This window comes from Micromonospora sp. NPDC004551 (assembly GCF_040609975.1).
Taxonomy (GTDB): Bacteria; Actinomycetota; Actinomycetes; order Mycobacteriales; family Micromonosporaceae; genus Micromonospora.
Genome location: NZ_JBEXLM010000005.1, coordinates 59,814 through 86,299 on the forward strand (window position 1 = coordinate 59,814; position 26,486 = coordinate 86,299).

The 26,486-nt window shown below is 73.4% G+C and carries 27 protein-coding genes; 14 read left to right on the plus strand and 13 right to left on the minus strand.

Features of this window, described 5'->3' with window-relative positions:
• Positions 1 to 19: 19 nt before the first annotated feature.
• From ABZW14_RS08340 to ABZW14_RS08360, 5 genes are read right to left on the minus strand one after another with little or no spacing between them, the layout of a single operon-like run.
• On the minus strand, positions 20 to 412 hold the full coding sequence (locus ABZW14_RS08340; RefSeq protein ID WP_355341815.1) for a hotdog domain-containing protein: 393 nt from the start codon (positions 410 to 412) through the stop codon (positions 20 to 22).
• Positions 409 to 1,161 (minus strand): OAM dimerization domain-containing protein, encoded by a 753-nt coding sequence (locus tag ABZW14_RS08345; protein ID WP_355341818.1) that lies wholly within the window; start codon positions 1,159 to 1,161, stop codon positions 409 to 411. The genes ABZW14_RS08340 and ABZW14_RS08345 overlap by 4 nt, the downstream gene beginning before the upstream one ends.
• Positions 1,158 to 2,717 (minus strand): lysine 5,6-aminomutase subunit alpha, encoded by a 1,560-nt coding sequence (locus ABZW14_RS08350; protein WP_355341821.1) that lies wholly within the window; start codon positions 2,715 to 2,717, stop codon positions 1,158 to 1,160. The genes ABZW14_RS08345 and ABZW14_RS08350 overlap by 4 nt, the downstream gene beginning before the upstream one ends.
• Entirely contained in the window at positions 2,714 to 4,285 is a 1,572-nt protein-coding gene (locus ABZW14_RS08355) for an amidohydrolase family protein (protein WP_355341824.1), read from the minus strand. Before ABZW14_RS08355 ends, ABZW14_RS08350 begins: the two co-directional genes overlap by 4 nt.
• A gap of 5 nt (positions 4,286 to 4,290) precedes the next feature.
• The gene (locus ABZW14_RS08360) at positions 4,291 to 5,340 is read right to left on the minus strand and encodes a zinc-binding alcohol dehydrogenase (protein ID WP_355342416.1); all 1,050 of its coding nucleotides are present in this window, start codon (positions 5,338 to 5,340) and stop codon (positions 4,291 to 4,293) included.
• 155 nt (positions 5,341 to 5,495) lie between these two features.
• On the opposite strand from ABZW14_RS08360, the gene ABZW14_RS08365 reads away from it, so the two are divergent.
• Positions 5,496 to 6,902, plus strand: a complete 1,407-nt coding sequence (locus ABZW14_RS08365; protein WP_355341826.1) for a lysine 2,3-aminomutase — start codon at positions 5,496 to 5,498, stop codon at positions 6,900 to 6,902.
• Positions 6,903 to 7,044: 142 nt separating this feature from the next.
• Here ABZW14_RS08365 and ABZW14_RS08370 read toward each other — a convergent pair whose 3' ends face one another.
• Entirely contained in the window at positions 7,045 to 7,239 is a 195-nt protein-coding gene (locus ABZW14_RS08370; protein ID WP_355341829.1) for a CsbD family protein, read from the minus strand.
• Positions 7,240 to 7,406: 167 nt separating this feature from the next.
• On the opposite strand from ABZW14_RS08370, the gene ABZW14_RS08375 reads away from it, so the two are divergent.
• A complete protein-coding gene (locus ABZW14_RS08375) occupies positions 7,407 to 8,018 on the plus strand; it encodes a histidine phosphatase family protein (protein ID WP_355341832.1) in 612 nt (203 codons plus the stop codon).
• 85 nt (positions 8,019 to 8,103) lie between these two features.
• On the opposite strand, the gene ABZW14_RS08380 is transcribed toward ABZW14_RS08375, so the two are convergent.
• The 7 genes from ABZW14_RS08380 to ABZW14_RS08410 all read right to left on the minus strand — a co-directional run bounded on the left by ABZW14_RS08380 (position 8,104) and on the right by ABZW14_RS08410 (position 16,029).
• Positions 8,104 to 9,813: a CDP-glycerol glycerophosphotransferase family protein gene (locus ABZW14_RS08380; protein WP_355341835.1), complete on the minus strand. Its 1,710-nt coding sequence runs from the start codon at positions 9,811 to 9,813 to the stop codon at positions 8,104 to 8,106.
• Between the two features lie 293 nt (positions 9,814 to 10,106).
• Entirely contained in the window at positions 10,107 to 10,589 is a 483-nt protein-coding gene (locus tag ABZW14_RS08385) for an Lrp/AsnC family transcriptional regulator (RefSeq protein ID WP_355341838.1), read from the minus strand.
• An 89-nt stretch (positions 10,590 to 10,678) separates the two neighbouring features.
• Positions 10,679 to 11,821, minus strand: coding sequence for an acyl-CoA dehydrogenase family protein (locus tag ABZW14_RS08390; protein WP_355341841.1), 1,143 nt, complete (start codon positions 11,819 to 11,821; stop codon positions 10,679 to 10,681).
• Entirely contained in the window at positions 11,818 to 12,933 is a 1,116-nt protein-coding gene (locus ABZW14_RS08395; RefSeq protein ID WP_355342419.1) for a Xaa-Pro peptidase family protein, read from the minus strand. The genes ABZW14_RS08390 and ABZW14_RS08395 overlap by 4 nt, the downstream gene beginning before the upstream one ends.
• A 43-nt stretch (positions 12,934 to 12,976) precedes the next feature.
• The gene (locus ABZW14_RS08400; RefSeq protein WP_355341845.1) at positions 12,977 to 14,062 is read right to left on the minus strand and encodes an FUSC family protein; all 1,086 of its coding nucleotides are present in this window, start codon (positions 14,060 to 14,062) and stop codon (positions 12,977 to 12,979) included.
• 96 nt (positions 14,063 to 14,158) lie between these two features.
• On the minus strand, positions 14,159 to 14,995 hold the full coding sequence (locus tag ABZW14_RS08405) for a siderophore-interacting protein (RefSeq protein ID WP_355341848.1): 837 nt from the start codon (positions 14,993 to 14,995) through the stop codon (positions 14,159 to 14,161).
• Entirely contained in the window at positions 14,992 to 16,029 is a 1,038-nt protein-coding gene (locus tag ABZW14_RS08410) for an ABC transporter substrate-binding protein (RefSeq protein WP_355341851.1), read from the minus strand. The genes ABZW14_RS08405 and ABZW14_RS08410 overlap by 4 nt, the downstream gene beginning before the upstream one ends.
• Before the next feature lie 193 nt (positions 16,030 to 16,222).
• On the opposite strand from ABZW14_RS08410, the gene ABZW14_RS08415 reads away from it, so the two are divergent.
• From ABZW14_RS08415 to ABZW14_RS08470, 12 genes are all read left to right on the plus strand, one after another.
• Complete coding sequence (locus ABZW14_RS08415; RefSeq protein WP_355341854.1) at positions 16,223 to 17,173, plus strand: iron ABC transporter permease; 951 nt, start codon at positions 16,223 to 16,225, stop codon at positions 17,171 to 17,173.
• Complete coding sequence (locus tag ABZW14_RS08420) at positions 17,170 to 18,195, plus strand: iron chelate uptake ABC transporter family permease subunit (protein ID WP_355341856.1); 1,026 nt, start codon at positions 17,170 to 17,172, stop codon at positions 18,193 to 18,195. Before ABZW14_RS08415 ends, ABZW14_RS08420 begins: the two co-directional genes overlap by 4 nt.
• Complete coding sequence (locus ABZW14_RS08425) at positions 18,192 to 19,067, plus strand: ABC transporter ATP-binding protein (protein WP_355341859.1); 876 nt, start codon at positions 18,192 to 18,194, stop codon at positions 19,065 to 19,067. The genes ABZW14_RS08420 and ABZW14_RS08425 overlap by 4 nt, the downstream gene beginning before the upstream one ends.
• A gap of 113 nt (positions 19,068 to 19,180) precedes the next feature.
• The gene (locus ABZW14_RS08430; RefSeq protein WP_355341862.1) at positions 19,181 to 20,575 is read left to right on the plus strand and encodes a hypothetical protein; all 1,395 of its coding nucleotides are present in this window, start codon (positions 19,181 to 19,183) and stop codon (positions 20,573 to 20,575) included.
• Positions 20,572 to 21,153, plus strand: a complete 582-nt coding sequence (locus tag ABZW14_RS08435; RefSeq protein ID WP_355341865.1) for a hydrogenase maturation protease — start codon at positions 20,572 to 20,574, stop codon at positions 21,151 to 21,153. Before ABZW14_RS08430 ends, ABZW14_RS08435 begins: the two co-directional genes overlap by 4 nt.
• Positions 21,146 to 21,502 (plus strand): hydrogenase maturation nickel metallochaperone HypA, encoded by a 357-nt coding sequence (locus tag ABZW14_RS08440; RefSeq protein WP_355341868.1) that lies wholly within the window; start codon positions 21,146 to 21,148, stop codon positions 21,500 to 21,502. The genes ABZW14_RS08435 and ABZW14_RS08440 overlap by 8 nt, the downstream gene beginning before the upstream one ends.
• Positions 21,502 to 22,041, plus strand: coding sequence for a hemerythrin domain-containing protein (locus tag ABZW14_RS08445; RefSeq protein WP_355341871.1), 540 nt, complete (start codon positions 21,502 to 21,504; stop codon positions 22,039 to 22,041). The genes ABZW14_RS08440 and ABZW14_RS08445 overlap by 1 nt, the downstream gene beginning before the upstream one ends.
• Complete coding sequence (locus ABZW14_RS08450) at positions 22,038 to 23,159, plus strand: hydrogenase expression protein HypE (protein ID WP_355341874.1); 1,122 nt, start codon at positions 22,038 to 22,040, stop codon at positions 23,157 to 23,159. Before ABZW14_RS08445 ends, ABZW14_RS08450 begins: the two co-directional genes overlap by 4 nt.
• Positions 23,156 to 24,955: a nickel-dependent hydrogenase large subunit gene (locus tag ABZW14_RS08455; protein ID WP_355341877.1), complete on the plus strand. Its 1,800-nt coding sequence runs from the start codon at positions 23,156 to 23,158 to the stop codon at positions 24,953 to 24,955. The genes ABZW14_RS08450 and ABZW14_RS08455 overlap by 4 nt, the downstream gene beginning before the upstream one ends.
• Positions 24,948 to 25,553 carry a hypothetical protein gene (locus ABZW14_RS08460; protein WP_355341880.1) on the plus strand — a complete coding sequence of 202 codons (606 nt, stop codon included), beginning with the start codon at positions 24,948 to 24,950 and terminating at the stop codon, positions 25,551 to 25,553. Before ABZW14_RS08455 ends, ABZW14_RS08460 begins: the two co-directional genes overlap by 8 nt.
• On the plus strand, positions 25,550 to 26,164 hold the full coding sequence (locus tag ABZW14_RS08465) for a DUF5947 family protein (RefSeq protein ID WP_355341883.1): 615 nt from the start codon (positions 25,550 to 25,552) through the stop codon (positions 26,162 to 26,164). The genes ABZW14_RS08460 and ABZW14_RS08465 overlap by 4 nt, the downstream gene beginning before the upstream one ends.
• The gene (locus ABZW14_RS08470; RefSeq protein WP_355341886.1) at positions 26,164 to 26,382 is read left to right on the plus strand and encodes a hypothetical protein; all 219 of its coding nucleotides are present in this window, start codon (positions 26,164 to 26,166) and stop codon (positions 26,380 to 26,382) included. Before ABZW14_RS08465 ends, ABZW14_RS08470 begins: the two co-directional genes overlap by 1 nt.
• Positions 26,383 to 26,486 lie beyond the last annotated feature (104 nt).

Sequence of the window (26,486 nt, forward strand, 5' to 3'; positions counted from 1 at the left end):
CCCGGCTCACTCCCCGCGCTCACGCCGATGGCGGGACGACGACCGTGCCGGTCGCGGTGACCGCCACGATCGGCTCGGGAAGCACCTCGGCGGCGGACTCGCCCTTGTCGGGGCGGCCCCGGCACACCACCCGGGCGGCGAAGTCGATGGTGCGGCTGCGGGTGCCGACCCGGGTGACGGTGGCGATCACCTCCAGCACGTCACCGGCCTTCATGGGGGCCTTGAACTGCACGTCGGAGTAGGAGGCGAACAGCCCCTCGTCGCCGTCGGTGCGGATGCACACCTCCGTGGCGACGTCCCCGAACAACCCCAGCGCGTACGCCCCGTCGACGAGGTTGCCCGCGTAGTGGGCGTGGGAGTACGGCACGTACCGGCGGTGGGTGACGGTCAGGCCGACCCGGGGATCGCTCATGCTCTCGCCTTCTTGTCCGTGATCAGGGCGTGGACCAGGTAGCTGGCGACCTCGCCGGGGGTGGTGCCGCGGCCGAAGATCCGGTCGACGCCCAGCTCCCCGGTCATGGTCTCGTCGAAGCGGGGGCCGCCGACGATCAGCAGGGGCCGCCGGCCGGCGGGCAGGGCCTCCCGGAACGCGGCGGACATCTCCCGCGTGTTGTGCAGGTGCGCGTCGCGCTGCGTGACCACCTGGGAGACGAGCACGGCGTCGGCCTTCTCCCGCCGGGCCGCCTCCACAAGCTCCGGCACACTCACCTGCGCGCCCAGGTTGGTGACCTTCAACTCCCGGTAGTACTCCAGGCCCTTCTCCCCCGCGATCCCCTTGACGTTGAGGATCGCGTCGATGCCCACGGTGTGCGCGTCGGTGCCGATGCACGCGCCCACCACGGACAGCTTGCGCCGCAGCCGCTGCTTCACCACCGTGTTGACCTCCTTGGCCGACAGCAGCGGGAAGTCCCGTTCCACCACCTGCACCTTGTCCAGGTCCACCAGGTGGTTCACCCGGCCGTAGACGACGAAGAAGGTGAACCCGTCGCCCATCTGCTTGGCGTGCACCAGCATCGCCGGGTCGATGCCCATCTTGTTGGCCAGCTGCACCGCCGCGCCCTCGGCGCGCTTGTCGTGCGGCACCGGCAGCGTGAACGACACCTGCACCATGCCGTCGCCGGTCGTGTCCCCGTACGGCCGGACGATCTTCTTCTCCGTCATGCCGCCTGCTCCAGGATGTCCGTGGCCGGGTTGTAGTAGTCGGCCTCGTGCTTCGCCACACCGTCGAGGCCCTTGCCCCGGTCCGCGGGCCGCTTCATGATCCCGAACGTGCCCTCCGCGATCGCGGTCAGCAACGACTGGTCACCGATGCGCTCCAGCAGGTCGACAGCCTCACCGAGCACCCGGTGGGCGCGCTGCTGGATGAACCCGCCCGGCGCGGGCACGAAGTCCTCGTGCAGCCCGCCCGCGGCGCCCAGCACGTACCGGACGTTCTGCAGGGCGATGTCCCGGTCCGACAGCCACGGCGTCACCACCGCCTCGGTCATCATCCCCACCAGCAGGATGCCCTGACCCGTCATCGTGCCCACCAGGTTGAAGAACCCGTCGAGCAGGTTCCCGCGGAACACGTCACCGGTCATGTGCTTCGTCGGCGGCATCCACTTCAGCGGCGCGTCCGGGAACAACTCCCGCGCCAGCAGCGCGTGCGCCAGCTCCAGCCGGAACGACTCCGGCACATCCGGGTTGATCTCGAACGCGTGCCCCAGCCCGAGCTGCCAGTCCGCCAGCCCCGCCTCGTGCGCGAAGTACTCGTTGAGCAGCTGCGACACCGTGACCGTGTGCGCCTCGTCCACCGCGTCGGCGGTGGTCAGGTAGTTGTCCTCACCGGTGTTGATGATGATCCCCGCGCGGGCGTGCACCTGCCGGGAGAACCGCTGGTCGACGAACGTGCGGATCGGGTTGATGTCGCGGAACAGGATCCCGTACATCGAGTCGTTGAGCATCATGTCCAGCCGCTCCAGGCCCGCCAGGGTGGCCATCTCCGGCATGCACAGACCCGAGGCGTAGTTCGTCAACCGCACGTACCGGCCCAGCTCCCGCGACGACTCGTCCAGCGCCGCCCGCATCAGCCGGAAGTTCTCCTGCGTCGCGTACGTGCCGGCGAAACCCTCCCGGGTGGCGCCCTCGGGCACGTAGTCCAGCAGCGACTGCCCGGTCGACCGGATCACCGCGATGATGTCCGCCCCGGCCCGCGCGGCGGCCTGCGCCTGCGGGATGTCCTCGTAGATGTCCCCGGTCGCCACGATCAGGTAGATCCACGGCCGCTGCTTCGGATCCCCGTGCCGCTTCACCAGGCGGTCCCGCTCGACCCGCCGCCGGTCGATCTGCCGCACCCCCGCGGCGACCGCCTTGCGGGCCGCCCGCCGGGCGGCCGTGGCCGCCTTGCCGGTGGGCTGCGTGAACCGCACCGACCCCGCCGCGGCCTTCTGCGCCAGCAGCGTCACATCGGCGATCTGCTCCCGCGCGAGCGCGTCGAACACCGGCACCGCCACCCCGTGCCCCAGACCGACGTCGGCCACCACCGCGTCCACCAGCCGGTTCACCCACGGGATGCCGTCCGGGTCCGCGCCGGTCACCCCGGCCAGCCGCAGCACCGCCCGCTCCACCGACACGGTGGTGTGGCTGCGCGCCAGATCCACCACCGGCTGCCCGGCGCGGCGCGCCAACTCCCGCGCCCGCGCCACCAGCGCCGGATCCAGCCCAAGCTTGCTCGTCACGAAACGCCTTCCTGATAGATCACGTCACCGCGCAGCACCGTGGCCCGGCACACCGGCAGCGGCGTCGGATCGTCCGCGCCGCGCGCCTCCGGGTCCTCGGCCTGCAACACCGGAAGCCCCCGCTCCACACCGGCCGGCGTCTCCCACACCGCGAACGTCGCCGGCGCGCCCAGCGCCAGGACCCCCTCGTTGTCCAGGTGCACGGCCCGCCACCCACCGCGGGTGTGCGCGGCGAACGCCGCCCGCACACTCATCCGCTGCACCGGGTTGTGGTGCGCCGCCGCCGCCCGCACCGACCCCCACGGGTCCAGCGGCGTCACCGGCGAATCCGACCCGAACGCCAACGCCACACCCACCCCGTGCATGGCGCCCATCGGGTTCGACTCCAGCGACCGGGCAAGGCCCAGCCGCGACTCGTACATCCGGCCCGCGCCACCCCACAACCGGTCGAACGCCGGCTGCATCGACGCCACGATCCCGTACTCCACGAACCCGGCGATCAACCGCTTGCTCATGATCTCCGCGTGCTCGATCCGGTGCCGGGCCGCCCGCAACCGGTCCACGCCCACCTTCTGCGCCGCCTGCGCGAAACCCTCCAGCACCGTGCCGATCGCCGCGTCCCCGATCGCGTGGAAACCGCCCTGCAACCCGTGCGCCGCGCAGTCCAGCAGATGGTCACGCACCTGCTCGGCGCTCACGTACCCGTGCCCGCACGCCCCCGGCTCCCCGTCCAGGTACGCCGCCGACACGTGCGCCGTGCGCGAGCCCAGCGCCCCGTCGGCGAACAGGTCACCGCCCGCGCCGACCGCGCCCAGCTCCCGGGCCTTCGCGGCGCCCAGCAGCTCACCCCAGTACCCGTACACCTCCGGCACCCCGGCCCCCGAGATCGCCAGCAGCCCGGTGAAGTCCTCCTCGTCGGAGATGTCCGGACCGCCGCACTCGTGCACCGCCGCGATGCCCAGCGACGCCGCGTGCGCCAGAGCCCGCCGCTGCGCCGCCACCCGCTGCGCCCGCGTCACCGACGCGAACGCCGCCGCCCGCACCACATGGTGCGCGTCCCGCCGCAGCCAGCCCGACGCGTCGAAACCGGCAGCGCCCGCCGCGTCCGGGCAGGCCGCCAGCAGCGCCGCCGACACCAGCGCCGAATGGATCGACGCCTGCGACAGGTACACCTTGCGGCCCCCCGCCGCCCGGTCCAGCGCCGCCGCGTCCGGCAGCGTCTTGTCCGACCAGTTGGACTCGTCCCATCCGTGTCCGAGCACCACGGCGTCGGCCGGCAGCTCGGCGGTGAACGCCGCCACGGCCTCGCACACCGAACCCGCCGACCAGGTACCCGACAGGTCCAGCCCCGACAGGGCCAGCCCGGTGTCCGTGGCGTGCACGTGCGCGTCCACGAACGCCGGCGTCACCAGCGCCCCGCCCAGCTCCACCACCCGGTCGGCGGCCGGCGCGTCGCCGTCGGCACCCAACCAGGCGATCCGCCCGTCACGCACCAGCAACGCCGTCGCGCTCGGGTCGGCGGGACAGTGCAGCACTCCGCCGCGGTACAAGGTCGAGGGGTTCGTCATGATGCTCAGTCTGCCGCCAGGCGGGCCTCGAACAGACGACGCACCCCCGGCTCGCCGCGCAGCAGGTCCAGCGCCAGCTCCGCGTGCCCCGGCACGTACCCGTTGCCCACCAGCATGGTCACATCCGCGGCCAGGCCCTCCGCGCCCAGCGCCGCCGCCGCGAAGCTCGTCGCCATCGAGAAGAAGATCACCGTGCCGCCGTCCTCGGTCGCCAGGACCGCCCCGTGCTCGCAGCCCGGCACGTCCACGCAGACCACCGTCACGTCCGCCGGGGCGCCCAGCGCCGTCGTCACCGCCGTGGACAGCCCCACCGGGTCGCGGGCGTCGGCCAGCGCCACCACATCGGCCAGGCCGGCCGCTTGCAGCGCGTCGCGCTCCGCCGCCACCGGCACCACCCCGACCGTACGGCCGGCGCCCGCCCGCCGCGCCGCCGCCAGGGACAGCGAACCGCTCTTGCCGGCCCCGCCGATCACCGCCACCGTCACCGGACGCCGGTCCTCCTCGCGGCCGCGCCGCGCCACCTGCTCGGCCACCACCCGCGCGGTCAGCGCCGGCGCCCCGCACACGTCCAGCACCGCCAGCGACAGCTCCGGGTGCAGGTCACCCGGCAGCACCGCGGCGATCGACCGGGCGAACAGGATCGCGTAGCCGTCGCACGGCACCTGCTCGCTGCGCCCGTCCCAGCGCGCCAGCCCGTCGAGGATCGTCAGCGGGGTCAGCGTCAGCGACACCAGCGTGGCCACCCGGTCACCCGGCCGCAGGCCCAGCGGGGACCGCTTCCCGGCCTCCTCCACCGTGCCGATCAGCATGCCGCCGGAGCCGGTGACCGGGTTCTGCATCTTCCCCCGGGTCGAGATGATCTCCAGCACCTCGGCGCGGACCTTCTCCCCGTCGCCGCCGTGCTTCTCCGACAGCTGCCGGAAGCTCGCCGCGTCCAGGTTCAGCCGCTCGACTCGGATCCGCACCTCGTTCGCTGCGATCCGCGGGTCGGCGTCCAGCCGCCACGCCGCCTGCGGCAGCACCCCCGCCGGTTCCACGACTCGGTGCAGACCCACCGGTGACGTCACGCCGACCCCCTATGTCCAGCCGCCCGAAACCCCGGTCAGGGCTCGCGTCGCGGGAAAACTTCCGGCAGACTAATTTCTTCACGGGATATTTTCCAGTAGCCTTCGGGATCGCTGATCACCCGCACCACACCTCAGGAGGGGCCGTGACCCAGACCCAACCGGTTGAGACCATCCCTCAGCCCCGTCACGCCCCGGTCGCCGTACCGACCGCCGGGCAGCCGTACGAATACCGCCGCAGCCCCCTGGTCGAACCCGACTGGACCCGCTTCCCCGGCTGGCGCCACGTCACCCGCGAGCAGTGGGAGAACGCCCAGTGGCAGCGGGTCAACTGCGTCAAGAACATCAAGCAGCTGCGCACCCTCCTGGGCGACCTCGTCGACGAGACCTTCTACGCCGACCTCGAGGCCGACCAGAAGGCCCTGGCCACCATGTCCATGCTGGTGCCCCCGCAGATGCTCAACACCATGGTGCCCTTCGAGCCCATGACCACCGAGGCGCTCCTCGCCGACCCGATCCGCCGCTACATGATCCCCGTCGCCTCCGACCGGCGCACCGACTGGCCCTCGCACCCCTACGCCAGCCGCGACAGCCTCCACGAGCACGACATGTGGGTCGCCGAGGGCCTCACCCACCGCTACCCCACCAAGGTCCTCGCCGAGCTGCTCTCCACCTGCCCGCAGTACTGCGGACACTGCACCCGCATGGACCTCGTCGGCAACTCCACCCCCGCCGTCGACAAGCTGAAGCTCACCCTCAAGCCCGTCGACCGCTACGACGCCCACATCGCCTACCTCAAGGCCCACCCGGGCGTCCGCGACGTCGTCGTCTCCGGCGGCGACGTGGCCAACGTGCCGTGGAAGAACCTCGAGTCCTACCTCATGCGGCTGCTCGAGATCGAGACCATCCGCGACATCCGCCTCGCCACCAAGGCCCTCATGGGCCTGCCCCAGCACTGGCTCCAGGCCGACGTCGTCGAGGGCCTCGAACGGGTCGCCCGCACCGCGTCCCGACGCGGCGTCAACCTCGCCATCCACACGCACGTCAACCACCGGCAGTCGATCACCCCGCTGGTCGCCCGGGCCGCACAGACCGCCCTCGACGTCGGCGTCCGCGACGTGCGCAACCAGGGCGTTCTCATGCGCGGCGTCAACGCCACCAGCGCCGACCTGCTCGACCTCTGCTTCGCCCTCCAGGGCGAGGCCGGCATCCTGCCGTACTACTTCTACATGTGCGACATGATCCCCAACGCCGAGCACTGGCGGGTCCCCGTCTGGCACGCCCAGCAGCTCCAGCACGACATCATGGGCTACCTGCCCGGCTACGCCACGCCCCGGATCGTCTGCGACGTCCCCTTCGTCGGCAAGCGCTGGGTGCACATGCTCACCGAGTACGACCGCGAACGCGGCATCTCCTACTGGACCAAGAACTACCGCACCTCGATCGAGTCGGCCGACCTCGAAGCGCTCGACAAGCGCTACGCCTACTACGACCCGATCGACACCCTGCCGGAGACCGGCCAGGCCTGGTGGACCGCCCACCGCAACGACTGACCCGCGCCACCCCGTCGCCCCCGCGAGCCACCCGGCCGCGGGGGCGACGCGCATCCGGCCCCGTTTAGCCGCCGCCGGCGCGGCCCTTACCGCACACGGCGGCAGGCCCCCGGATCGCTCCAGGGGCCCGCCGCCTCGCGGATCACTTGTCGAACGCGTCACGGACGTTGCGTCCGGCCTCCTTGACGTTCTGCCCGGCCTGCCGCGCCCGGGCGGCACTCTGCTCGCTGGCGCCCTCGGCCCGCAACCGCTCGTTGTCGGTGGCGTCGCCGATGCGCTCCTTGGCCATGCCGGCCATCTCCTGGGCCCGGCTCTTCGCCTTGTCGGTGAAGCTCATCCCGCCTCCTCGGCTCGTTCGGGCTTCCGCCGGTTGCGTCCCCGGCGCCGGTGTGCCCAAACGCTGTGCGGGTGGGCACACCCTGTATAGGCATCCTAGGAAGATAGGTTGAGAGGAAGGGCTCTCGCTGCCCGGCCCGGGCCGCCGGACCGTGATTGACTGGGCTCGTGAGCGAGATCCTGCTGATCCGGCACGGCGAGACCACCTGGAGCGCCAGCCGCAGGCACACCTCGTACACCGATCTGGAGCTGACCCCCGACGGCGAGCGGCAGTCCCAGGCGCTCGCCGCGGCCCTCGCCGGCCGGCGCTTCGCCCGGGTGCTGTCCAGCCCCCGGCAGCGCGCGACCCGCACCGCCCACCTCGCCGGGCTCACCGTCGACGCCACCGATCCCGACCTGGCCGAGTGGAACTACGGCGCCTACGAGGGGCGCACCACCGCGGACATCCACGAGGAGAACCCCCGGTGGAACATCTGGACCGACGGCTGCCCCGACGGGGAGTCCCCCGCCGAGGTCGGCGCCCGGCTCGACCGGGTGCTCGAACGGGTCGCCCCGCTGCTGGAGTGCGGCAGCGTCGCGCTCGTCGGCCACGCGCACAGCCTGCGGGTGCTCGGTGCACGCTGGATCGGCCTGCCGCCGTCCGCGGGCGGGCTGCTGCGGCTGGACACCGCCACCGTCAGCGTGCTCGGTCACGAGCACGGCCGGCGGGTCATCCTGCGGTGGAACCAGCCGGTGCCGCAGACGGACCCGGACGGCAGCGACCGGGCGGCCCGGCACTGAACCCCGGCGGCCCGCCACTCCCCCGCCAGACACACGATCGGCTCCGGTCCGGCGTCGATGCCGGACCGGAGCCGATCAGTGCCGGTCAGAGGTAGCGCGCAGCCTCGTCGAGGAAACGCTGCGCGTACCGGTCCGCCGGGATGTCCCCGAGGTAGTACCTCTTGAGGTCACGGCGGGTGCCGGCGAGGGGGTCCCCGCCGAGGAGGTCGTCGAGGGCGGCGTCGAGCCCCTGCACCCGGCCGCCGTGCGCGTCGATCACGTAGGCCGCCCGAGCGAGCGGGAACGCCTCCGGGAACTGAGCCGCCGACGTCGAGACGGCGACCATCACGAAGGGCTTCTCCGAGTACAGGTAGTCCGCCACCACGCTCGAGACGTCCGACACCATGGCGTCCGAGGCGTTGAAGCAGTCGGCGACCGTCATCGTGACCTCCGCCTCGGCGCCGAAGACGTGCGGCCGCCCGTTCGTCCGCCGGTCGTCGGCCAGCAGCGCCCGGATCCGCTCCGACTCGCGGGCCAGCTCCGCCGACCGCTTCGTGTACGGATGCGGCCGGAAGACGACGCTGCACCCGCGGGCGATGAGCGCCTTGACGATGTCGTAGCCGGCGAGCAGCGACGAGTAGTTGGAGTCGGCGTAGAAGCCGGCCCACGTCGGGGCGTAGAGCACCCGGGGGTGGGCGATCGAGGAGATCGGCGCGGTGGCGATGGCGACGTTCTCCACCTGCGGGCGGCCGACGATGGTGAACATCTCCGCGGGCATGCTCACGCCGTTGGCCGCGAACCGGTCGATCGCGGCCTGGCCCGCGACGAAGTTCTTGTCGTAGATCCGGAAGACCGGGTTGTGACTCGGCACCTTGTCGCTGTCGCCGTGGTTGAGCTGGATGTGCTTCAGGTTGGTGTACCGGATGACGTGGTTGTTCACCGTCGCGGTGTTCACGTAGAAGGCCGCCCGCAGCGACGGGGCGATGACGTCGTCCAGCTGGTTCAGGCCCATCCGCATGACGACCGGGACCTTGGTGAGGGCCACGACCTCGTCGAAGTTGGTCTGGTTGCGCACCAGCACGAAGAACTTCCGGCCGAGGCGCTCCAGGTAGGGCAGCCACATGGCGAGCTGGTAGGCGGTGCCGGCGGGTGCGTTCCAGTGCACGAGGAACGCCGGCTCGTAGGCGGTCAGCGCGGCGTGCAGCTTCTTCTCGCGGCCACGCCGCGCCCGCACCGCCCGCACCCCCTGCAACCCCGTGAACAGCGTGACCCCGAGCGCCGCGACCGCCACCGCCAGCGCGACCCACCCGACGACGCCGGTGAACGCGCAGACCAGCGCCACGAGCACCGCGGCGCCGTTGGCCGGCGTCACCCGGCCCGAGTCCGGGCCGCGGCTCGGCTGCGAGCCGATACCGGGCAGGTTGGCCGAGACGGGATAGACGGCCTCGTACAGGGACGCCAGCAGCGGTTCGCTGAGAATCGCCAGGCCCGCGACGGCGACACCGACGGCCAGGATCGGATCGAGATCGCCGTGGACCGCGCCGAGCAGGTACGCGCAGGCGAGCAGGAGGACCCGCGCCACGACGGAGGTGCCGACGGCCACCGAACCGGCGCGCCACGTCCAGGCCAGCAGACCGAGCGCGATGACGGCCGGGGCGAGCGCCCAGAGACGGGAGCCTCCCACCGCTGCCAGCAGCAGGGCGGCGAGGGCCGCCACCTCGGCCGTCAGGGCGGGCACTCGCGCGCCGGCCGCCGATGTCCGCGCCTCCGTCAGCCATCCGCTGAGCCGGGACCGGCCCGGCTTCGCCGCGGTCATCGCCCGAGCCCCATCGACGACAGGCCGTTCCACCGCAGCCGACTCGCCCGACCCCGGCATGTCGCCAGCAGGTTCTGTTGCAACGCCAACTCCTTCTCCCCACGTGCTGAACCCGCCCCGCGAGCCCTCGCGGCTCGGTGAACGGTGGGTTCACAGTAGGCGAAGCGCAGGGGCGGGCCGTCACGTCCCCGCCGCCGCGACCGCACGTTCCCGGCCCGGCGGCGTCCACGCCCGCGGGCGGCGGAATCGGTCGTCGGGCGCGGAGCGTGGTCGATCCGCCGGTGGCCCCCGGCTCAGCCGATGCCGCGGAGCCGGGGCTGATCCACCGGGTCCGGGCCGACCTTCGGTGGCCGGTGCTCGTAGGGGGTGGAGAGCACGACGGTCGTCCGGGTGGTGACGTTCGCGGCCGTGCGGATCTCCTGCAACACCCGCTCCAGGTCCGCCGGGCTTGCCACCCGCACCAGCAGCAGGTAGAAGTCCTCCCCGGCCACCGAGTAGCACGAGTCGATCTCCGGAAGGTGGGCCAGCCGTTCCGGGGCGTCGTCCGGCTGCGAGGGGTCGAACGGCCGGATCGCCACGAACGCGGTCAGTGGCAGCTCCAGCGCCTCGAACGAGACGCGGGCCGTGTATCCCTTGATGACACCGCGCTGCTCCAGCCGGCGGACCCGCTGGTGCACGGCCGACACCGACAGCCCCACCTTCTCGGCGAGGTCCGTGTACGACAGCCGACCGTCCCCGGTCAGTGCGGCGACGATGGCGCGGTCGATCTCCTCCACGCGGTGCAACCTACCTGGAAAAGCGCTCCCACGCCGCACCCGGCCCGCCGTCGTGACGCTGCGCGGGCCGGGTCGTCGCACCGGGTCGATCAGCCCTTGGCCAGGGCCCGGGAGATGACCAGCCGCTGGATCTGGTTGGTGCCCTCGACGATCTGGAGCACCTTCGCCTCGCGCATGTACCGCTCGACGGGGTGGTCGGCGACGTAGCCGGCGCCGCCGAGCACCTGCACGGCGTCGGTGGTCACCCGCATCGCCATGTCGGTGGCGAACAGCTTCGCCTTCGCCGCCTCGATCGAGTACGGGCGGCCGGCGTCGCGCAGCCGGGCCGCGGCCAGCGTGAGCGCGCGGGCGGCGGAGATCTGGGTGGCGTGGTCGGCCAGGGTGAAGCCGAGCCCCTGGAAGTCGACGATCGGCCGGCCGAACTGCTGGCGCTCCCGGGCGTAGCCGACGGCGTAGTCCAGGGCGGCCTGGGCGAGGCCGACCGCGCAGGCGGCGATGCCGAGCCTTCCTGAGTCCAGCGCCGACATGGCGATGGTGAAGCCCGCGCCCTCGCCGCCGATGAGCCGGTCGGCCGGCACCCGGGCGTCGTCGAAGGCGATCTGGGCGACCGGGGAGGCGTGCAGGCCCATGGTCCGCTCGGCGGCCTGGGGGTGGATGCCCGGGGTGTTCCGGTCGGCCAGCAGGCAGGAGATGCCCTTCGGGCCGGGGCCGCCGGTGCGGCAGAAGATGTTGTAGAAGTCGGCGACCCGGGCGTGGGTGATCCACGCCTTGGTGCCGGAGACGACGTAGTCGTCGCCGTCGCGGACGGCCTTCGTGGTCAGGGCCGCGGCGTCGGAGCCGCCCTGCGGCTCGGACAGGCAGTAGGCACCCAGCAGCTCGCCGCCGATCATGTCGGGCAGCAGCTTGCGCTGGGCGTCGGTGCCGAACTGGGCGACCGGGTAGCAGGACAGGGTGTGCACGCTGACCGCTTCGGCGACGGCGAGCCAGCGGCTGGCCAGGATCTCCAGCACCTGGAGGTAGACCTCGTACGGTTGGGCGGCGCCGCCGTGCTCCTCGGCGTACGGCAGGCCGAGCAGGCCGGCCCGGCCCAGGGTGCGCAGCACCTCGCGGGGGAACTCGGCGCGCTCCTCGAAGCCGGCGGCCTTCGGGGCTAGTTCCCGGTCGGCGAGTTCGGTGGCGAGGTCCAGCAGGTCGTGGGCCTCGTCGGTGGGGAGGATCCGGTCGACAGTCATAGCGCGATGAGCTCCGTGGGGGTGGTGTTGAGCCGTTGCCCGCCGTCCGTCGTGCAGACGACGATGTCCTCGATCCGGGCGCCGTGCCGCCCGGCGAGGTAGATCCCGGGTTCGACCGAGAACGCCATGCCGGCCTCGACCGGCCGCGGGTTGCCGGCCACGACGTACGGGTCCTCGTGGGTGTCGAGGCCGATGCCGTGGCCGGTGCGGTGCAGGAACGCGCCGCCGTGGCCGGCGGCGGTGATGATGTCCCGGGCGACCGCGTCGAGCGCCTCGGCGGTCACCCCCGGGCGGACGGCCGCCACCGCGGCGCGCTGCGCCTCGTGCAGGACCGCGTAGTAGTCGGTGAACTCGGCCGGGGCGGGGCCGCCGGCGACGTAGGTGCGGGTGCAGTCGGAGCGGTAGCCGGACGGCATGGTGCCGCCGATGTCGACCACCACCGGCTCGCCCGCCCGGATCGGCCGGTCGCCGGTCTGGTGGTGCGGGCTGGCCCCGTTCGGGCCGGCGGCCACGATGACGAAGTCGACGCGGACGTGCCCGGCGGCCCGGATGGCGGCGGCGATGTCGGCGGCCACCTCGGCCTCGGTCCGGCCCGGGCGCAACCACTCCCCCATCCGCCGGTGCACCGCGTCGATCGCGGCGCCCGCCTCGGCCAGGGCCGCCACCTCGGCGGGCGACTTGCGGATGCGCAGTTCGCGCAGCACCTCGGAGGCGAGCCGCTGGGCCGCGTCGGGCAGCGTGGCGCGCAGGGCGAGCACCTGCTCGGCCCACATCCGGTCGGCCAGCCCGACGGCGGTGACCGGGCCGGGCAGCGCGGCCCGCACCAGCGGCCACGGGTCGGTGCCGTCGGCGTGGTCGACGATCCGGTAGCCGGTGCCGGGCGCGGCCTCGGCGCCGGGGCGTTCCAGCACCGGGACGATCAGGGTGGGCTCGCCCTGGGCGGGGAGCACCAGGCAGGTGAGCCGCTCCCCCTCGTGGGCGTCGTAGCCGGTCAGGTAGCGCAGGTCGGAGCCGGGGGTGAGCAGCAGCGCGTCCAGCCCGGCGGCGGCCGTGGCACGCTGGGCGGCGGCCAGCCGCCCGGCCGGGTAGAGGTCGTCGGTTCCCACCCCCAGAGCTTAACGGTCGTTTGGGCGGTCGCGGGACCCCGGTGGCCGCTCAGACCCCGGCCATCCGGTCCGCCTCGGCCTTGGTCAGCCCGGAGGCCTGGAGCAGCTCGCCGACCACGATGAACACCTGCGAGGCGACGATGGTGCCGGAGAAGCCGAGATCCTGCGCCCGCGCCCGGCGGGCCGCCTCGGCCGCGTGCAGGGCCCGGGACCGGGCGATCTCGGGGGTCCGGCCGGCCAGGAAGTCCCGGTGCAGCAGCCGCAGCGACTGGCCGAAGGTCTCGATCGCCTTCGGCAGGTCGGGCGGCACGGGCTCGCGGGCGTCGAGCAGCGCGACCACCCGGCGGACCATGTTGCGGCTGTTGGTGAAGGCAAGCTCCAGGTGCCTGGCGGCGTTCTCGTACCGGCGCAGCTGGGACCGGCGCCGCCACCGCCAGGGCGACAGCGACGCCACCTCCGCGGCCGCGGCCACGATCTCGGTAGTCTGTCTTCGCTCCGCCTCGGCCGCCAGGAGCCGCTGCAACGCGGCGTCGGCCTGCCCGCCGTCACCGGCGGCGAGGGCCTCGGCCGTGACGGTCAACTGGTGGGCGAAGAGGTTGAGCGTGGGACCGGCCGCGCGATGCACCACCCGCACCGGGTTCAGCGGCAGCAGGAGCAGCGCCACCACGACGGCGACCCCGCCGCCCACCAGCGCGTTGGCCGTCCGCGGCACGGCGAGGTCCGGCCCGCTGGGCTCGACGGTGCCCAGGAGGACGGCCGTACTGCCGGCCTGCACCATCACCGCCCCGCTGCCGCGGAACACCACCGCCGCCGAGATGGCCAGCGCGACGACCAGCCCGGTCTGCACGGGTCCGTTGCCGATCACCTGGATGATCAGGTCACCGACGAGCACCCCGAGGATCACCCCGCCGAGCAGTTCGGCGGTGCGGCGTACCCGGTTGCCGATCGCCGCGGCGATGGTGCCGACGGCGGCGGCGGGCGCGAACAGCGGCTGCGGGTTGTGCAGCAGGGTGTTCGCGATGTACCAGGACAGCCCGGCCGCCAGCCCGGCCTGGAGGGCGACGATGAAGTACCGGCGCAGCCGCTCGTACGCCTCCTGGGCGTGCCGCCGGGCGACGGCCACCACGCCGGTCACGGCGCGTCCCGGCCGTCCGGGCGCCACCGGCGGCACGGCCCGGGCGCGGTCACGCCCTCCTCTACCCCGGCCGCGCTCCGGTAGTCCCGGCGGCGGTCAGGCGCTCGCGGCCTCGGCCCGGAGGTCCTCCTCCGACGCGCCGCGCCGCCAGTAGCCGGCGAAGGTGACCCGGCGGCGGTCCAGGCCGCGCTCGGCGACCAGGTGCCGGCGGACCGCCCGGACCATGCCGGCCTCGCCGGCGATCCAGGCGTACGGTGCGGCGCCGGGCAGCCGGGCGGCGCGCAGCGTGTCGGCCAGCAGGCTGCTGCCCGGCGTGGTGGCGCCGCGGACCAGCCAGGTCACCTCGGCGCGGGCGGCGCTGGGCAGCGGCTGGATGTCGGCGGCCGTGGGGACCTCGACGAAGGCCCGGACCGGAGTGCCAGCGGGCAGCCAGTCGAGGATCCCGCCGACGGCCGGCAGCGCGGTCTCGTCGGCGACCAGCAGCACGGAGTCGGCGCCGGTGGGCGGCTGGAAGCGGACCGTGCGCTCGTCGGGCACGGCCGGGCCGAGCAGCAGCACCCGATCACCGGGGCGGGCCCGGCCGGCCCAGCGGGTGGCCGGGCCGGTGTCGCCGTGGCGGACGAAGTCGATGTCCAGTTCGCCGAGTTCGGGGCGCTGGGCACGGATCGTGTAGGAGCGCATCACCGCCCGCACGGCGGGGTCCAGGGCCCGCCAGGCCGCGTACCAGTCCTCCCCCGCCTCGACAGGGACGACCGGGGCGTCCTGGCCGGGGTGCGGCAGGAAGACCGAGACGCTCTGGTCCCGGCCGCCACCGGCGAACTCGCCGAGGTCGTCGCCGCCGAGGGTAACCCGGACCAGGCAGTCGCCCACCGCCCGGGTGGCGGTCACCCGGGCGGCGTAGAACCGGTACCGCAGGGCGACGGCGCTGGTCACGCCGTGACCTTCTTCGCGCCCCGGATGGCGGTGGCCAGGTTCTCCAGCAGCGGGGCGGCGCCGGCGTACGAGAAGCGGGGCACCGCGTCCCACGGCGTGACCTGGCCGGCCTTGACCGCGGGCAGTTGCGCCCACGTGGGCTTGGCGGCGAGGTCCTTCGGCTGCAGGGCGGTGGGCCGGTTGTCGAGCAGGATCAGGTCGGCCGGGAACTTGCCGGTGTTCTCCCAGCTCAGCGCCTCGAAGTAGTCGCCCTGTTCGAGCTTGGTCGGCACGACGATGTCGACGCCGAGTTCGGCGAAGTACATGAGGTCGGTGCTGACCTTCGGGTTGGAGACGTAGAACAGGTCGGGGCTGCCGGAGGCCGCCATCACCCTGATGCCCGGGTTCGCCTTGACCGCCTGGCGCACCGCGTCGGCGGCGGCGGTGAACCGGGCCTTCGCGTCGGTGACCTTCTTCGCGGTGAGGTCGGCGCCGAGGGAGCCGGCGAGTTCGGCGTACCGCTCGATGGGCCTGGTCATCGGCACGCGGGCCGTGGTGATGGCGACGCTGGGCGCCAGCGGGAGGATCTTCGCCTTGCTCTCGTCCGGTACGTACCAGAGCGCGCCCGGGTCGTACATGTGGGTGACCAGCAGGTCGGGGCGGAGGCCGGCGTACTTCTCCAGGTTGAACTCGCCCCAGGCGTTGCCGAGGATCTCGACCTGCTCGACGTTCAGGTCGCCGGCCTGCGGCTCCTTGCTGCCGTCGGCCTTCCTCGTCTCGCCGAACACCCCGACGATCTGCTTGTCGAGTCCGAAGTCGACCAGGGCGGCGGCCACCCCGGTGAACGCGACGATCCGGGACGGCCGGGCGGCGGCGCCGAGCTTCTCCTGCCGGTCGTCGGTGAACGACCAGGGGCCGCCGGTCGGACCGGCGCTGGTGGCGGCGTCGCCGCCGTCCTTGCCGCAGCCGGCGAGGAGGGCGCCGAGGCCGGCGGCGCCGGCGGCGGCGAGGAGGCCACGGCGGGAGAGCCGGCGGCTGGACACGATGTCGGGCATGGCGATGTCTTTCGGTACGGGTCTGCGAATGACCATGGACAGCCGGGTTAGGTTAACCTAACCTAAGTCGCTGTCAAGGCCCTTCCCGCCCCCGGAGTCCACGCTGTCCGTCATCACCCCACCCCGAAGCGGTGTCGTCACCGCCCCGGCGCCGCGCCGCCGTCGGCTCCGGGCCGGCGGGCTGGCCCTCGGCGTGCTGCTGCTCGCCGCGGTGACCCTGCTCAGCCTCGCCCTCGGCGCGAAGCCGCTCCCCCTCGCCGACGTGTGGCACGGCCTCACCGACCCGGCCTCCCCCGAGTACGCCGTCGTGCACCAGGGCCGGTTGCCGCGGACGCTGCTCGGCCTCGCCGCCGGCGCGGCGCTGGGCGTCGCCGGGGCGGCCATGCAGACGCTGACCCGCAACCCGCTCGCCGACCCCGGCCTGCTCGGCATCAACGCGGGCGCGTCGGCCGCGGTGGCCACCGCCACCGTGCTGCTCGGCGTCGCCGGCCTCGACCGCCAGGTCTGGTACGCGCTGCTCGGCGCCGCCGTCGTCACCGTCGCGGTCCACACGATCGCCGGCGGCCGGCAGGCCACCCCGGCCCGGCTGGCCCTGGCCGGCGCCGCACTCAACGCAGCCCTCTACTCCTACGTGAGCGCCCTCATGCTGGTCGACAGCACCTCGCTGGAACGCATGCGGTTCTGGACCGTCGGCTCGCTCGCCGGCGCGCGTACCGACACCGTGCCGGGGCTGCTGCCGTTCGTCCTGGCCGGACTGCTGATCGCCCTGCTGGTGACCCGTCCGCTGGCCGCCCTGGCCCTCGGTGACGACTCCGCCCGGGCGCTCGGCGCTCGGCCCGGCCTGGTCCGCGGCGCGGTGGTCGTCGCCGTCACGCTGCTCTGCGGGGCCGCCACCGCCGCGTGCGGGCCGATCGTCTTCGTCGGTTTGCTCGCGCCGCACCTGGTGCGCGCCCTCACCGGTCCGGACCCGCGCCGGCTGCTGCCCTGGTGCGCGGTGTTCGCGCCGGTGCTGCTGCTCACCGCCGACGTGGCCGGCCGGGTGCTGGGCCGCCCCGGCGAGCTGCAGGTGGGACTGGTCACCGCCGTGCTCGGCGGGCCGCTCTTCCTGCACCTGGTCCGGCGCGGACGGGTGGGCCGGCGGTGATCGTGCTGCGCCTTCCCGGCGGGCTGTCGCTGCGCCTGCGTCCCCGCGCCCTCGTCGTCGGTCTGGCCGGCACGCTGCTCGCCCTCGTCCTCGCCGTGCTGGCCGTCGGCGCCGGCGACTATCCGATCGCCCCGGCCGACGTGCTGCGGGTGCTGGCCGGCGGCGGCAACCCCGCCGACCGGTTCATCGTCACCGAGCTGCGGCTGCCCCGGCTCCTCACGGCCCTCGCGGTCGGCGCCGCCCTCGGCCTGGCCGGTGCGGTGTTCCAGTCGTTGACGCGCAACCCGCTGGGCAGCCCCGACGTGCTCGGGGTGACCTCCGGCGCGGCCACCGGCGCGCTGATCCTGGTGGTCGTCGGCGGCGGCAGCGCCGTGCTGGCCGGGTCGGCCGCCGCCGGTGGCCTGGCCACCGGCCTGCTGCTGTACGCCCTCGCCGGCCGGCACGGCGTGGGCGGGCACCGGCTGGTGCTGGTGGGCATCGGCCTCACCGCGATCCTCACCGGCGTCAACGGCTGGCTGCTCACCCGCGCCCCGCTGATGGACGCCGCCCGCGCCGCGCTCTGGATCACCGGCAGCCTGGACGGCCGGGGCTGGGCGAACGCGTTGCCGGTGCTCGGCGCGCTGGCGGTGCTGCTGCCCGCCGTGCTGCTCGCCCGCGCCCCCGCGCTGCGGCTGCTGGAGATGGGCGACGACTCGGCGGCCGGGCTCGGCGTGCCGGTGCGCCGCGTCCGGGGCGCCGCGCTCGGCTCGGCCGTGCTGCTGGTGTCGGTGGCCGCGGCGGCCGCCGGGCCGGTGTCGTTCCTGGCGCTGACCGCGCCGCACCTGGCCCGCCGGCTCACCCGCGCGCCCGGGCCGAACCTGCTGCCGTCGGCGGTCGTCGGCGCGGCCCTGCTGCTCGCCGCCGACCAGCTGGCCCAGCACGCGGTCGCCGGCCGGCAACTGCCTGTCGGTGTGGTCACCGGCGTGCTGGGCGGCGGCTACCTGGCCTGGCTGCTCGCCGGCGAACGCGGGGGCCGGCGATGACCGGCCCCGACGAGAAGGGAACTCCTGTGCGGCCCGACACCACCCGGCTGGTCGGCGAGGCGCTGACCCTCGGCTACGACCGGCGCACCGTCGCCGAGGACCTCACGGTCGCCGTCCCCGACGGCTCCTTCACCGTGATCATCGGGCCGAACGCGTGCGGCAAGTCGACGCTGCTGCGCGCCCTGGCCCGGCTGCTGCGCCCGGCCCGGGGCACGGTGCTGCTCGACGGCGCCGACATCCACCGCCGGCCCGCGCGGCAGGTGGCCCGTACCCTCGGGCTGCTCCCGCAGTCGGCGGTGGCGCCGGACGGGCTGACGGTGGCCGAGCTGGTGTCCCGCGGCCGCTACCCGCACCAGGGCCTGCTGCGGCAGTGGTCCCGCGAGGACGAGCGGGTGGTCGACCGGGCGATGGCCGACACCGGGGTCGCGGAGCTGGCCGACCGGCCGGTCGACGAGCTGTCCGGCGGGCAGCGGCAGCGGGTCTGGATCGCCATGGCGCTGGCCCAGCAGACGCCGCTGCTGCTGCTCGACGAGCCGACCACCTACCTGGACATCGCCCACCAGGTCGAGGTGCTGGACCTGTGCGCCCGGTTGCACGAGGAGCAGGGCCGCACGCTCGTGGCGGTGCTGCACGACCTGCACCAGGCGGCCCGGTACGCCACCCACCTGGTGGCCATGCGCGACGGTCGGGTGGTCGCCGCCGGGGACCCGCGGCGGATCGTCACGACCGAGCTGGTCGAGGAGGTGTTCGGCCTGCCCTGCCGGATCATCGAGGACCCGGAGACCGGCACGCCGCTGGTCCTCCCGGCGGCCCGCCGGTCCGCCGGGGCGCCTCGGCCGGGCCCGGACCGGGCGGTTCACCCGGCCCGGTGAGTGCGTTCGCCACCTAGGGGCGGCGCGCACTTACGGTCGCGCGACGGGACGGGGTAGACCGGGTTGACCGCTTGCCGAGCGGTTCCTGCCTGCCCTGAAGGGGGTCGACCACCGTGCGGACCGATCGCCACAGCCCCCGTCTCGACGGCGCCGAGGCGGTCGCGGACGCCGTCCTGTACGAGGGCTACCTGCTCTATCCCTATCGGCGCTCGTCGGTCAAGAACCGGGTCCGCTGGCAGTTCGGCGTCCTGGTGCCCCCGGCCTGGGCGGCGGCACACGGACTGGTCGACGGCGGCGTGGCCGGTTCGGCGGAGTCGCCGTGGCAGCAGACCGCCTGCCTGGTGGAGGCGCCGGACACGGCGCGCGTCCGGATCCGGCTGCGGTTCCTGCACCTGCAACGGAAGGTGACCGAGAGCCGGACGGCCGACGGCGGGTACCGGCCGGTCGACCGGATCGAGGTCGGCGGCCGCACCGAGCTCAGCTTCGACGAGGCGGTGCCGCGGGAGTTCGACGTCGAGGCGTCGATCGCCGACCTGCGGCACGGCCGCCGCCTCGACGTCCGGGTGCCGGGCGGGGAGGACGTCGAGCCGCTGATCGACGGCCGGGGCGAGCCGGTCGGGCGGGTGGTCCGGCGGCGGCGCCCGTTGTCCGCCTCGGTCACCGCCTCCGCCGTGCCGTGCGAGACGCCCTTCCGCCTGCTGCGGCTGGAGATCCGGGTCGAGAACACCGACCGGACGACCGCGCCGGACAGCCCGCGGGACGAGGCGTTGCCCCGCTGCCTGCTCGCCGCCCACACGCTTGCCACCGTCGACCAGGGGCGGTTCCTGTCCCTGCTCGACCCGCCCGAGTGGGCGGCGCACGCCGCGCGGGAGTGCCGCAACGTGCACACCTTCCCGGTGCTCGCCGGCGAGCCCGGCAGCGACGACGTGCTCCTCTCGTCGCCGATCATCCTCTACGACCACCCGCGGATCGCGCCGGAGAGCCCCGGCGACCTGCACGACGCGACCGAGATCGACGAGATCCTCTCGCTGCGTACCCTCACGCTGTCCGACGCCGAGAAACGGGAGGCCCGCGCCACCGACCCCCGGGCCGCCGCCATCCTCGACCGGGTCGACACGATGCCGCCCGAGGTGCTCGAACGCCTGCACGGGGCGATCCGGGCCCTGGAGCCGGTACGCCGCGGCGGCGACGCGGCCACCGACCCGCCCGGCAGCGACGCGGCCGACGACCCGGACACCGGGACGGTCCTGGTCGGGGGCACGGTGCTGGCGCCGGGCAGCCGCGTCCGGTTACGACCGCGGCGGCGCGGCACGGACGCGCACGACATGTTCCTGGCGGGCCGGACCGCCCGGGTGGAGCAGGTGCTGCTCGACGTGGACGGCACGCGGTTCCTGGCGGTGACCGTGGACGACGATCCGGGCGCGGAGCTGCACCAGTGGTACGGGCGGCTGCGCCACTTCCGGCCGGACGAGGTGGAACCGTTGACCGGAGAGGTGGCGGCGCCGTGAGCGACCCCGACGGCGGACGGGTCCTCGTCGCCGGCATCGGCAACATCTTCCTCGGCGACGACGGGTTCGGCGTCGAGGTCGTCCGGCGCCTCCGGGACGAGGTCCTCCCACCGGTCGTGGATGTGTCCGATTACGGCATTCGCGGCATGCATCTGGCCTACGATCTGCTGGACGGCCGCCACCACGTGCTGGTTCTGGTGGACGCGTTGCCGCTGGACGAGCCGCCCGGGACATTGGCCGTCATCCAGGTGGACCTCGACGACCCGGGCTGGACACTGCGCCCGGCCGACGTGCTGGAGGCGCCGGTCGCCGACGCCCACGGCATGGATCCCGAGTCGGTGCTGCGGCTGCTGCGCAGCCTGGGCGGCACGGTCGGCCGGGTGCTCGTGGTGGGCTGCCGGCCCGCCGTCCTGGACGAGCACATGGGGCTGTCCGCTCCGGTGACGGCCGCGATCGACGAGGCGGTCCGGATGGTGGCCGGGATCGCACGGGAGCAAGCCGCGCGGCTCACCGCCGGTCGAGCAGCCGGGAAGGCCGCGGCGAGCGGCAGCCGAGAGGGGGTGGGCGCCGATGCATGAGACCGGACTGTCCGAGGCGATCGTGGCGGCGGCGGTACGCCGAGCCGCGGGGCGGCGCGTCACCGGCCTGCGGGTCCGGATCGGCGGCCACGCCATCGACCCCGACGTCGTCACGCAGGGCATCCAGGTGGCCGCGGCCGGCACGGTCGTCGCGGACTCCGCGGTCGACCTGGTGCTGGAGCCCATGACCGTGCGGTGCCACCAGTGCGGCCGCAGCGAGCCGATTCGCGACCACCTGGCGATGGTGGCCTGCCCGCGGTGCGGCGGCGTCGACATCGAGGTAGGCGGCAGCGACGACGTCGTACTGGAGTCGATCACGCTGGCCAGCCCCACGATGGGAGCGGTCTGATGGACGCCACCGAGCTGCTGCGGCACGACCACCGCGTGGTGGAACAGCTGTTCCGGGACTACCACGCGGCGGCGTCGGACGCTCAGCGGCGTGGCGTCGTGGAGATCCTCGTCCGCGAGCTGTCGAAGCACGCCGCGCTCGAGGAGGTGCTCTTCTACCCGTTCGCCGCGCGGGTGCTGGCCGACGGGCAGGTCGACCGGCACCTCGCCGGGCACGGGCCCATCAAGGAGCTGCTCCTCGACCTGGACCGCTGCCGGGAGGGCGACCGCGCACAGGACGGGCTGATGGAGCGGCTGGCGTCCGCCGTCGCCCGGCACGTGCGCGACGACGAGAACGAGCTCATGCCGCTGCTGTGCAGCCGGGCCGACGAGCAGGCCCTCCGCGAACTGGGCCAGGAGATCGACCAGGGCAAGCAGCGGGCCCCGACGCGCCCGCACCCGCACGCGCCCGACGAGCCCCCCGCGCTGGCCCTCGCGGCGCCGGTGGCGGCCATCTACGACCGGCTACGGGATCGGATGCAAGGGAGGCCAAGGACATGACGCAGAGCAGTCGCGACACCGCGGTGATCCCCCGGGAGAACGGCTTCGACGAGATCACCATCCTGTGGATCTCCGAGGGCATGAGCTGTGACGGCGATTCCGTGTCGATGACCGCGTCCGGTCAGCCGGCGATCGAGGACATCGTGCTCGGGCTCGTTCCCGGGCTGCCGAAGGTCAACCTGCACAACAAGGTGCTGTCGCCGGCGGCCGGTGGCGAGGAGTTCCTGGCGCCGTACCGCCGGGCCGCCCGCGGGGAGATGACCGAGCCGTTCATCCTCGTCATCGAGGGCTCGATCCCCAACGAGAACATCAACGGCGACGGCTACTGGACCTCGTTCGGCAATGACGAGAAGACCGGCGAGCCGCTGACCCTGAACTGGTGGATCGACCACCTGGCGCCCAAGGCCTGGGCGGTCGTCGCGGCCGGCACCTGCGCGACGTACGGCGGAATCCACGCCATGGCGGGCAACCCGACGGGGTGCATGGGCCTGGCCGACTACCTCGGGTGGGACTTCCGCTCCGAGGGTGGCCTGCCGATCGTCAACGTGCCCGGCTGTCCGATCCAGCCGGAGAACTTCATGGAGACCCTGACCTGGGTGCTCTACCACGCCGCCGGCTCGGCGCCGCCCCCGCCGCTGGACCACATGCTGCGGCCGCAGTGGCTGTTCGGCAAGACGGTGCACGAGGGCTGCGACCGGGCCGCCTACTACGAGCAGGCCGACTTCGCCAAGGACTACAACTCGCCCAAGTGCCAGGTGAAGATCGGCTGCTGGGGGCCGGTCATCAACTGCAACGTGCCGAAGCGCGGCTGGATGGGCGGGGTGGGGGGCTGCCCCAACGTCGGCGGCATCTGCATCGGCTGCACGATGCCGGGCTTCCCCGACAAGTTCATGCCGTTCATGGACATGCCGCCCGGCGGCAGCCTGTCCACGTTGCTCATCAAGCCGTACGGCGCGGTGATCCGCCGCCTGCGCGGCATCACCAACGCCACCGCCAACCGGGAACCGAAGTGGCACCACAACGGACCGGAGCTGACCAGCGGCTACAACCCGCGGTGGCGCCCGTACGGCCCGGCGGATCCCCGCCGGCAGGCGGCAATCGAGAGGAACAGACCGTGACCGCGACGAAACCGAAGCCGGCCGCCGCCCAGAAGCCCGGCGAGCTGGTGGAGATGGCGTGGGATCCGATCACCCGGATCATCGGCAATCTCGGCGTCTACACGAAGATCGACTTCGCGAACCGCGTGGTCGCCGAATGCCACACCACGTCGTCGCTGTTCCGCGGCTACTCGGTGTTCATGAAGGGGAAGGACCCCCGCGACGCCGGCTTCATCACCAGCCGGATCTGCGGCATCTGCGGCGACAACCACACGACCTGCTCGGTCTACGCGCAGAACATGGCCTACGGCATCAAGACCCCGCCGCTGGCGGAGTGGATCATCAACCTCGGCGAGGCCGCCGAGTACATGTTCGACCACACCCTGTTCCAGGACAATCTCGTCTTCGTCGACTTCTGCGAGGCGATGGTCAAGCAGACCAACCCGAGTGTGCTGGCGCGCGCCGAGAAGACCGCCGCCCCGGGCCGGGACATCCACGGCTACCGCACGATCGCCGACCTCATGCGGGCGTACAACCCGTTCGAGGGTGAGGTCTACAAGGAGGCGCTGAAGGTCAGCCGGACGACCCGGGAGATGTTCTGCCTCATGGAGGGCCGGCACGTCCACCCGTCGACGGTCTATCCCGGTGGCGTCGGCACGATGCCCCAGCCGACGCTGTTCACCGACTACCTGAGCCGGTTGATCAGCATCCTGGACTTCGTCAAGAAGGCCGTCGCCATGAACGACGACATCTTCGACTTCTGGTACGAGGCGCTGCCCGGCTACGAGGAGGTGGGCCGCCGGCGGGTCCTGCTCGGCTGCTGGGGCGCGTTCCAGAACCCCGACGTCGTCGACTACCGCTACGAGACCATGTCGAACTGGGGGCGGGCCATGCACGTCACGCCCGGCATCGTCGTGGACGGCAAGCTGCTCACCACCGACCTGGTCGACATCAACCTCGGCATCCGGATCCTGCTCGGCAGCTCGTACTACAAGGACTGGGTCGGCGAGGAGGAGCCGTTCGTCAGCCACGACCCGCTCGGCAACCCGGTCGACATCCGCCATCCCTGGAACCAGACCACCCTCCCCGACCCCGGCAAGCGCGACTTCGAGGACAGGTACAGCTGGGTGATGAGCCCTCGCTGGTTCGACAAGAACAGCGGGCAGCACCTCGCGCTCGACACCGGGGGCGGCTGCTTCGCCCGCCTGTACACCACGGCGCTGGCCAAGATGGTCGACACGCCGTACGTCAAGTCGACCGGCAACAGCGTGCTGATCTCGCTGCCGAAGAGCCAGAAGCTGCCCGAGATGACGTTGGAGTGGAAGATCCCGCGCTGGTCGAACGCGCTGGAGCGGGACCGGTCCCGGGCCTACTTCATCGCGTACGCCGCGGCGATGTCGCTGTACTTCCTGGAGCGGGCGATGGAGCGGATGCGAAGCGGCGACATGCGGGTCTTCGCCGAGTTCGACGTCCCGGACGAGGCCATCGGCTGCGGCTTCCACGAGGCCGTCCGCGGCACGCTGTCCCACCACCTCGTGATCCGGGACCGCAAGATCGCCAACTACCACCCGTACCCGCCGACGCCGTGGAACGGCAGTCCCCGCGACAGCTACGGCACGCCCGGTCCCTACGAGGACGCCATCCAGAACACGCCGATCTTCGAGGAGAACGGCCCGGACAACTTCAAGGGCGTCGACATCATGCGCGCGGTGCGCAGCTTCGACCCCTGCCTCCCGTGCGGGGTGCACATGTACGTCGGCGGCGGCCGTACCCTCAAGAAGATCCACTCGCCGATGTTCGGCGCGTCCCATGGCTGAGCAGCCGGACGTCCCGCGGCTCGCCGACGCCGCCGTCGAGCCGCGGCTGGCCCGCCTGGACGCCGTGCTCGGCCAGCTCGAACAGACCCCCGGCCGCACCGCCGAGCTGGCGCTGGAAGCGGTCGAGCTCCTCACCGAGGTGTACGGCGAGGCGCTGGCCCGGATCACCGATCTCGCCGGCGAGGGCGCCGGCGAGCTGGACCGGCTCATCGACGACGAGTTGCTGCGGCACCTGCTGCTGTTGCACCGCCTCCACCCGGATCCGCTGGAAGGGCGCGTGGCGCGCGCGGTCGACGACCTCCGGCCGCAGCTGCGCGCGCGGGGCGCCGAGATCGCGTTGGTCGGTGTCCACGACGAGGTGGCGCGGATCAGCCTGTCGGCGAGCTCGTGCGGCGCAGCCGCGCTGGGTGACCTGGTGCGGGAACAGGTGCTGACGTTCGCCCCGGAGCTGTCCGCGGTCGACGTGACGGCGCCCGCGCCGGCTCCGGCGCTGATCCCGGTCGCCGCCCTGTGGCAGCGGCCGGACCGGGCCGCGGAGGCGACGACGAGCGGGGCGGAGCAGGCCGCGGAGCCGCTGGCGCTGGACGGAACGGCGTGACGGCGGGCGCCCTGCAACGGGCGATCCGCCGCGCGCGGCAGCGCGCGGCGACGGTCGAGCGCTGCGGCATGTGCGCCGGGGCGGTCGCCCCGGAACACCGGCACGTGTGGGACGAGCAGGACGGGGAGCTGATGTGCGCCTGCACGCCGTGCTCCCTGCTGTTCGAACGCGAGGCGGCCGCCGCCGGCCGATACCAGCTGGTGCCCACCCGGGGCAGGCGGCTGACCGGGCCGTCCCCGGACGAACTGGGCGTGCCGGTCGGTCTGGTGTTCTTCGTGAAGCGGCGGGACGGCCGCGTGCTCGGGCACTACCCGAGCCCGCTCGGCACCACCGAGTCGGAGGTCGACGTCGGCGCCTGGCGGGCGGTCGAGGCGCGCTCACCCGCGCTGGCCGAGCTGAGGCCACGGGTCGAGGCGTTCCTGGTGTGGACGGGCCCGCGGCGCGGCGACGGCCAGCAGTGGGTGGTGCCGGTCGACGAGTGCTTCCGGCTGGTCGCGCTCATCCGCCGGCACTGGACGGGCATGTCCGGAGGAAGCGCGGTGTGGCGGGAGATCTCCGGGTTCTTCGACGATCTGGGCCGGCGACACGACCGGCCGTCCGGTGACAACTGATGGAGGAGGCGGGAATGGGCGAGATTCGGGTGGGCGATCCCGATGTCGAACTCGACGCCCCGGCGCACACCAAGGGTGTGGAGGAGGGCAACTCGCGGCGGAGGAAGCAGTCGGGCCATCAGGACGACGGGACGGTGGACGCGCGCCGCTCGACCGGCATCCGGCCCGACAAGCACGACCCGATCCTGCCGATCATGCCGAACCTGCCGCCCGGCTGAGCCGGCCCGGCGTGGACCCGAGGGAGACGAGCTGTGCGGAAGCTGTTGGTGCTGCTGGCCGGCGCGGCCGTGGTGGGGATGTTCTGGAAGGAACTCCCCGCGCT